The following is an 8030-nucleotide window of genomic DNA, read 5'->3' on the forward strand; positions in this document are numbered from 1 at the left end:
ACGACAGAATTTTTTTTGTATGAGCACGACTCATTAGTTGGTTTGTTCGGTATAACCAGCGTCTTTAAGCATTTTTTTCGAAGCAGCAAAGCTTACACGGTTTCCAATACCAGAATATTCGTTCGGCATTGCTTTTTTCAATTCGTCAAGACTCGCGACAGTCATGTCAACCTCGATGTTTTGGATAACTTTTTCGTCTTGAATTTCAACTTTTTGTGTAACCCCTTTGACCCCTTCATAACCTTTATAAGTATCGTCAACAATTTCCTTAATACCTTCCGCGGTATTATTAAGTTTTTCAGGGTCAAGTACATTATGAACAGTTTGTTTTACAACGTCATCTCCCTTCACAGTATAAGTCAAGGTAGAATGAATTCCAGGTTTGCTATTGTGGACAAATGTGTGGGTTTTTGTCTCATCTTTCTTTTCAGATGATTGTTGACTGCTTTGTTTGGTCTCGCTTGACTGAGTTGTTTTGTCTTCTTTGGTACTGCTGCTAGCAGGTGTAGATGCTTGTTTGGAGCATCCGAGCAGGAGGACAAGTGAAGCCACTAGGGCAAGTGAAGTTTTAACAAGAGTTTTCATAGAATTTCCTTTCATAATCAAAGTATTTTGTATTATAACATGATTCTACTACAAAATCAACTAGACCTACCCTTTTATCTGAACTGACATTCCAATGAACAGAAACTAGTCTGACGATTAAAGTTTTGTCTCTATCTGTTTCAAATATCTTTTATCGTATGGCTTTATAATGGTGTGAAGTTTTAAATGTACTTTTTATGGGATTGGGAGGAATCTATTGGACTCATCGATTAGGGATGTAATAAAATACCCCAAGAGTCAGAGTTGTGTCTAACTTTTGGGGTGGACCTACACTAGTCTATATGAAATTTTAGGAGATTAGTTTGTCTTTTCTGTGAATCCCATTTTTTCCAGTGCTTTTTTAGAGTTTGAGAAACTGATACGATTGCCGATACCAGAATATTCTTCAGGAAGTGCTTTTCTAAGTTCGCTAATGCTTGCAACTGAGAAGTCTACTTCGAGATCTTGAACAACTTTTCCATCTTTGATTTCAATCGTTTGTTTAACACCTTTGAGTCCATTATAACCTTTGTACTTTTCTTCAATAAAACTCTTGACATCTTCTGGAGTTGCACCAAGGATTTCAGGATCAGCAATATTATTAGCTGATTGCTTGATAACATTGTCCCCCTCTACAGTATAAACCAAGGTAGAAGTGATTCCAGAATTATTTTTGTTTACAAAGGTATGTGTTTTAGTTGTTTCTTTCTTTTCAGATGATTGTTCAGTGCTTTGTTTGCTCTCACTTGACTGAGTTGTTGTGTCTTCTTTGGTACTGCTGTTGGTAGGTGTTGATGCTTGTTTGGAACATCCGAGCAGGAGAACAAGTGAAGCCACAAGGGCTAGTGATACTTTAAAGTATGATTTCATATTTTTTACTTTCCTTTCATAATCAAAGTATTTGTATTATAACATGGATCTATAGTGAAAGCAACTAAACACAGTTTTTCTCCTTTTGAGAAGGAGTCTGACTAGAAAAATGTTATAATGGTAGGAAAGAGGTGAAGAAATGAATCAGACTATAAACTATATCAAAGAACTAACCGCAATTGCATCTCCAACAGGCTTTACTCGTGAGATCTCAGACTATCTAGTCCATACTTTAGAGAAATTTGGTTACCAGCCTGTTCGTACAGCTAAGGGCGGTGTCAATGTGACCATTAAAGGTCAAAATGATGAGCAACAACGTTATGTGACTGCCCATGTGGATACGCTAGGTGCTATTGTTCGTGCAGTCAAACCGGATGGCCGTCTCAAATTGGATCGCATCGGTGGTTTCCCTTGGAACATGATTGAAGGGGAGAACTGTACGGTTCATGTAGCTAGCACTGGTCAAAAGGTATCTGGGACTATTCTCATCCATCAAACTTCTTGCCATGTCTACAAAGATGCGGGAACTGCAGAACGTACGCAGGACAATATGGAAGTGCGTTTGGATGCAAAAGTAACCAATGAAAAAGAAACCCGCGCCTTGGGCATCGAGGTCGGTGATTTTATCAGTTTTGATCCGCGAACTGTCGTGACAGAGACTGGTTTTATCAAGTCTCGTCACTTGGACGACAAAGTCAGCGCAGCGATTTTGCTCAATCTTCTTCGTGTTTATAAGGAAGAGGGGCTTGAATTGCCAGTAACAACTCATTTTGCTTTTTCAGTCTTTGAAGAGGTGGGTCACGGTGCAAACTCCAATATTCCAGCTCAGGTAGTGGAATATCTAGCTGTGGATATGGGAGCTATGGGCGATGACCAGCAGACGGATGAGTATACAGTTTCTATCTGTGTCAAGGACGCTTCAGGTCCCTATCACTACGACTTCCGTCAACATTTAGTGGCTTTGGCAAAGGAGCAAGATATTCCATTTAAGCTCGACATTTATCCATTTTACGGTTCGGATGCTTCGGCAGCTATGTCTGCAGGAGCCGAGGTCAAGCATGCCCTCCTTGGAGCTGGTATTGAGTCAAGTCACTCTTACGAACGAACACATATTGATTCAGTAGTGGCGACTGAGCGTATGGTCGATGCCTATCTCAAGAGCGCATTGGTAGACTAATATGTGTTTGATTTGTCAAAGAATTGAATGGATCAAGGCAGGAGAAAATCCCTACTTTGTAAAAGAACTAGAAACAGGCTATGTTGTTATTGGAGACCACCAATACTTTGAGGGCTATACCTTATTTCTGGCAAAAGAGCATATCACAGAACTCCACCATATGGAGACTTCTGTAAAACTTCGTTTTCTAGAGGAAATGAGTTTGGTCCAAGAAGCTGTTGCCAAAACGTTTAAAGCTGAAAAGATGAACATTGAACTTCTAGGAAATGGAGATGCCCACGCTCACTGGCATCTCTTTCCAAGACGGTCAGGTGATATGAGGGGTCATGGATTGAATGGCCGTGGTCCAGTCTGGTGGGTGCCCTGGGAAGAAATGGCGGCAGAAGATTGCCAAGTGAAATCCCATGAGTTGGAACAAATGATTAAAGCCTTATCCGATGAATTAGAGAAGTACATGGTCTAAGAGAGGAAGAAAAAATGAAAAAAAGATACATCGTTTTATCCGGTTTGCTGGCAGTAACCCTAGCAGCATGTTCTCAAGAAAAACCTAAAAATGAAGAAAACACTCAAAAAACGGAACAATCTAGTCAACCTGAAGGAACTGTAGGGAGCAAATCTCAAGCCTCTAGTCAGAAGAAGGCAGAAGTTGTCAATAAGGGAGACTACTATAGTATTCAAGGGAAGTACGATGAAATCGTCATAGCTAATAAGCACTATCCTTTGTCAAAAGACTATAATCCAGGAGAAAATCCAACAGCTAAAGCAGAGTTGCTGAAGCTCATTGCAGCAATGCAAGCAGCTGGCTACCCAATCAGCGATCACTACAGTGGTTTTAGAAGTTATGAAACCCAAACCAAACTTTATCAAGACTATGTCAATCAAGATGGCAAGGAAGCAGCAGATCGCTACTCAGCACGCCCAGGTTACAGTGAACACCAGACGGGTCTTGCTTTTGACCTTATTGGGACAGATGGTGATTTAGTTACTGAAGAAAAGGCAGCCCAGTGGCTCTTGGATCATGCGGCTGACTATGGCTTTGTCGTTCGCTATCTCAAAGGCAAGGAAAAAGAGACTGGCTACATGGCAGAAGAATGGCATCTTCGCTACGTTGGAAAAGAAGCCAAAGAAATTGCTGCAAGTGGCCTCAGTTTGGAAGAGTACTATGGCTTTGAAGGCGGCGATTACGTCGATTAAAAAAGTAATTTTTCTATTGCATTTTTAGATAAATAGTGTATAATGGAAAGGTATGTGTAAAGCATACTTGTGGGAGGTAAAAAACTTACATTACCGCCAAAACCACAAAGGAGGATTTAAAAATGGCTAAAAAAGTCGAAAAACTTGTAAAATTGCAAATCCCTGCTGGTAAAGCTACACCAGCTCCACCGGTTGGACCTGCTCTTGGTCAAGCTGGTATCAACATCATGGGATTCACAAAAGAGTTCAACGCTCGTACAGCTGACCAAGCTGGTATGATCATTCCAGTTGTTATCTCAGTATACGAAGACAAATCATTTACTTTCGTTACAAAAACACCACCAGCTGCTGTTCTTTTGAAAAAAGCTGCAGGTGTTGAAAAAGGATCAGGTACACCTAACAAAACTAAAGTTGCTACAGTTACTCGTGCACAAGTACAAGAAATTGCAGAAACTAAGATGCCAGATTTGAACGCAGCAAACATTGAGTCTGCAATGCGTATGATCGAAGGTACTGCTCGTTCTATGGGATTCACTGTTGTTGACTAATCAATAACACAGTAGAAAATCTCACAGCAGTCTATTAGTTGCTTTTCATACTAGGCCAGTGACTGACGCTTGTACTTGGGTACAGTAAAGGAACTTAAGGAAGTAGGAAAAGAAAATTAATAGACTGAATACCCGCAAGACTTCATCATTTCGAGAAGTGACGTGGGAGATGAAAATCGATTGAACCACTTACAAGGAGAATAGAAAATGGCTAAAAAAAGCAAACAACTTCGTGCTGCTCTTGAAAAAATCGACAGCACAAAAGCATACAGTGTAGAAGAAGCTGTAGCACTTGCAAAAGAAACTAACTTTGCAAAATTTGACGCAACTGTAGAAGTTGCTTACAACTTGAACATCGATGTTAAAAAAGCTGACCAACAAATCCGTGGAGCAATGGTATTGCCAAACGGTACTGGTAAAACTTCACGCGTTCTTGTTTTCGCACGTGGTGCAAAAGCTGAAGAAGCAAAAGCTGCAGGTGCAGACTTTGTTGGTGAAGATGACCTTGTTGCGAAAATCAACGACGGTTGGTTGGACTTCGACGTAGTTATCGCTACACCTGACATGATGGCTCTTGTTGGACGTCTTGGACGTGTCCTTGGACCACGTAACTTGATGCCAAACCCTAAAACTGGTACTGTAACAATGGATGTTGCTAAAGCAGTTGAAGAGTCTAAAGGTGGTAAAATTACTTACCGTGCTGACCGTGCAGGTAACGTTCAAGCAATCATCGGTAAAGTATCATTTGAAGCTGAAAAATTGGTTGAAAACTTTAAAGCTTTCAACGAAACAATTCAAAAAGCAAAACCAGCTACAGCTAAAGGAACTTACGTAACAAACTTGACAATCACAACTACTCAAGGTGTTGGTATCAAGGTTGACGTAAACTCACTTTAATTAACAGATTTTTAAAAACGAGTACGAATGTGCTCGTTTTTTTAGGTACGACGGACATTCCGTTCATCTGAGGTGTAAATCCTCTGTGGGTACCATATACTAGTAAACCCAAAAGTGATTCCCAAGCCTGACTATTGTGAGTAGCTGATCGAACGGCATTAGGATAGACTGTTTAAGTCTGACGTTGGAAATGAGAATCGGCTGAGAAAGAGATAGAGAAATCTTGGCTATACGAATAGGCACGTGATAGTAAAGCGTATATAGCGGATAAGGAGGCCAGCAACTCTAAAGTACAAATATGTAGTTGTAACCTATATGCGTAAACTACGTGAGCAATTGAATTCGAACTAGAGAGGTGATTAATAGATTTATGCTATAGTCATGGTAGCTTGTATGCTTTTGATTCTAGTTTATCAAATAATAGATTAGAATTGTCAGATAATATAATTTTATGTTATAATGAAGAAAAAATAGAGGTGTTCAAATGTCAGAAGCAGGTCATAAGTTTTTAGCAAAACTGGGGAAAAAACGCTTACGTCCAGGAGGAAAACGTGCTACAGATTGGTTAATTGCAGAAGGAGAATTTTCAAAAGAAAAGAGAATACTAGAAGTTGCGTGCAATAGGGGAACTACAGCAATTGAGTTGGCACAGCGTTTTGGTTGTAAGATAACTGCTGTTGATATGGATGGACAAGCCTTAGAAGTGGCTAAAAAATCTGCTGAAACGGCAGGTGTTGGTCATTTGATCAGATTTGAAAGAGCAAATGCAATGAAACTTCCTTATGAAGATGCTAGTTTTGATATTGTTATAAATGAAGCTATGCTGACTATGCAAGCCGATCAAGCTAAGAAAAAATGTGTAATGGAATATCTAAGGGTTTTAAAACCTGAAGGTCTTCTTTTGACACATGATGTGCTTCTTAAGGAAGCTAAAGAGTCTGTCAGACAGGAATTGTCACAAGCAATTCATGTAAATGTAGGTCCTTTAACTCAAGATGCTTGGGAACAGGTGATGATAGAATCAGGTTATCGTGATGTGAAAGTATTGACTGGTGAAATGACATTAATGAAATTATCAGGTATGATTTATGACGAAGGTTGGCTAGGAACTTTGAAAATTTGCGTAAATGCTTGTAAAAAGGAGAATAGAAAGCAGTTTTTAACTATGTATAAAATGTTTGCTAAGAATAAACAGAAATTGGGCTTTATTGCTATGGCTAGTTATAAATCGTCAAATCGTTAGATAATTATTGAAGTTAACATTTTCCTTTTTTCTTTCTTAAAAAATATGCTATAATAGAGAGTAAAAAACTTTGAAAGAAAGAAAAAGATGAATTTAAAAGATTATATCGCAACGATTGAAAATTATCCTAAGGAAGGTATTACCTTCCGTGATATCAGCCCTTTGATGGCAGATGGAAATGCTTATAGCTACGCTGTTCGTGAAATTGTTCAGTATGCAACAGACAAGAAGATCGACATGATCGTGGGCCCAGAGGCTCGTGGATTTATTGTTGGCTGCCCAGTTGCTTTTGAGCTAGGAATTGGATTTGCACCTGTTCGTAAACCAGGGAAATTGCCACGTGAAGTCATTTCTGCTGACTATGAGAAGGAGTACGGTATTGATACCTTGACCATGCATGCTGATGCAATTAAGCCAGGCCAACGCGTTCTCATCGTAGATGATCTCTTGGCAACAGGTGGAACTGTCAAGGCAACAATTGAGATGATTGAAAGACTTGGTGGAGTTGTAGCCGGTTGTGCTTTCTTGATCGAGTTGGATGAGCTTAAAGGCCGTGAAAAAATCGGAGATTACGATTACAAGGTACTTATGCATTATTAATGAAAAACAGTCCTTGGGGCTGTTTTCTCTTCATCTGCTATATAAATTAACTATAGCTAGTTAGAGAAAAACTATAATTGAAAACTATATCTTCATACAGTATAATAAAGGGAAGAAGTATTTGGAGGTTTTTACTTTCAAACAGACAACATCATTCCCGAAATAGAGAACTGTTAGGAGGGTATTATGCCGATTCGAATTGATAAAAAATTACCAGCTGTGGAGATTTTAAGGACAGAAAATATCTTTGTTATGGACGACCAACGGGCCGCTCATCAGGATATTCGCCCCTTGAAGATTTTGATTTTAAATCTCATGCCTCAAAAGATGGTAACAGAAACGCAACTCTTACGGCATTTGGCGAATACCCCTTTGCAATTAGATATTGATTTCTTATATATGGAAACACATCGTTCCAAGACAACTCGTGCCGAACATATGGAAACATTCTATAAGACCTTTTCAGAGGTCAAGGATGACTTTTTTGATGGAATGATTATTACAGGAGCACCAGTGGAGCATTTGCCTTTTGAAGAGGTGGACTACTGGGCGGAATTCAAGCAGGTCATCGAATGGTCCAAGACGCATGTCTTTTCAACTCTCCATATCTGTTGGGGAGCACAAGCAGGTCTTTATGTTCGCTATGGCGTTGAAAAGCACCAGATGGATCGAAAACTATCAGGTATTTATCCACAGGATACCTTGAAAGAAGGGCACCTTCTTTTTAGAGGTTTTGATGATCGCTATGTTGCTCCTCATTCTCGTCATACGGAGATTTTAAAAGAAGAAATCTTAAACAAGACCAATCTGGAGATTCTGTCAGAAGGTCCTGAGGTTGGGGTTTCCATTCTAGCTAGTCGAGATTTGCGTGAAATTTATAGTTTTGGTCATTTGGAGTACGATCGTGACACTTTGG

10 protein-coding genes are annotated in these 8030 nt (G+C 39.6%); 8 read left to right on the top strand and 2 right to left on the bottom strand.

Features of this window, described 5'->3' with window-relative positions; translation table 11 throughout:
* Positions 1-33 precede the first annotated feature (33 nt).
* Positions 34-585, bottom strand: coding sequence for a DUF1307 domain-containing protein (locus SORDD27_RS01420; protein ID WP_061426922.1), 552 nt, complete (start codon positions 583-585; stop codon positions 34-36).
* A 318-nt stretch (positions 586-903) separates the two neighbouring features.
* Positions 904-1455, bottom strand: coding sequence for a DUF1307 domain-containing protein (locus tag SORDD27_RS01425; RefSeq protein WP_061426924.1), 552 nt, complete (start codon positions 1453-1455; stop codon positions 904-906).
* Positions 1456-1594: 139 nt separating this feature from the next.
* Between SORDD27_RS01425 and SORDD27_RS01430 the strand changes: the two genes are divergently transcribed.
* From SORDD27_RS01430 to SORDD27_RS01465, 8 genes are all read left to right on the top strand, one after another.
* Positions 1595-2632 carry a M42 family metallopeptidase gene (locus SORDD27_RS01430; protein WP_061426925.1) on the top strand — a complete coding sequence of 346 codons (1038 nt, stop codon included), beginning with the start codon at positions 1595-1597 and terminating at the stop codon, positions 2630-2632.
* A 1-nt stretch (position 2633) separates the two neighbouring features.
* The gene (locus SORDD27_RS01435; RefSeq protein ID WP_061426927.1) at positions 2634-3095 is read left to right on the top strand and encodes an HIT family protein; all 462 of its coding nucleotides are present in this window, start codon (positions 2634-2636) and stop codon (positions 3093-3095) included.
* A 14-nt stretch (positions 3096-3109) separates the two neighbouring features.
* A complete protein-coding gene (gene ldcB, locus SORDD27_RS01440) occupies positions 3110-3826 on the top strand; it encodes an LD-carboxypeptidase LdcB/DacB (protein ID WP_061426929.1) in 717 nt (238 codons plus the stop codon).
* A gap of 122 nt (positions 3827-3948) precedes the next feature.
* The gene (gene rplK, locus SORDD27_RS01445) at positions 3949-4374 is read left to right on the top strand and encodes a 50S ribosomal protein L11 (RefSeq protein ID WP_001085808.1); all 426 of its coding nucleotides are present in this window, start codon (positions 3949-3951) and stop codon (positions 4372-4374) included.
* A gap of 207 nt (positions 4375-4581) precedes the next feature.
* Positions 4582-5271 (top strand): 50S ribosomal protein L1, encoded by a 690-nt coding sequence (rplA, locus tag SORDD27_RS01450; protein ID WP_001085675.1) that lies wholly within the window; start codon positions 4582-4584, stop codon positions 5269-5271.
* Between the two features lie 484 nt (positions 5272-5755).
* Positions 5756-6514 carry a class I SAM-dependent methyltransferase gene (locus tag SORDD27_RS01455; protein ID WP_061426931.1) on the top strand — a complete coding sequence of 253 codons (759 nt, stop codon included), beginning with the start codon at positions 5756-5758 and terminating at the stop codon, positions 6512-6514.
* A gap of 87 nt (positions 6515-6601) precedes the next feature.
* Positions 6602-7114, top strand: a complete 513-nt coding sequence (locus SORDD27_RS01460; RefSeq protein ID WP_001049316.1) for an adenine phosphoribosyltransferase — start codon at positions 6602-6604, stop codon at positions 7112-7114.
* Between the two features lie 186 nt (positions 7115-7300).
* Positions 7301-8030: homoserine O-succinyltransferase (locus SORDD27_RS01465; RefSeq protein ID WP_231069261.1), on the top strand; the 730-nt coding region annotated here is incomplete at its 3' end.

The sequence above is a fragment of the Streptococcus oralis genome (assembly GCF_001579025.1).
GTDB classification, from domain to species: domain Bacteria; phylum Bacillota; class Bacilli; order Lactobacillales; family Streptococcaceae; genus Streptococcus; species Streptococcus oralis_X.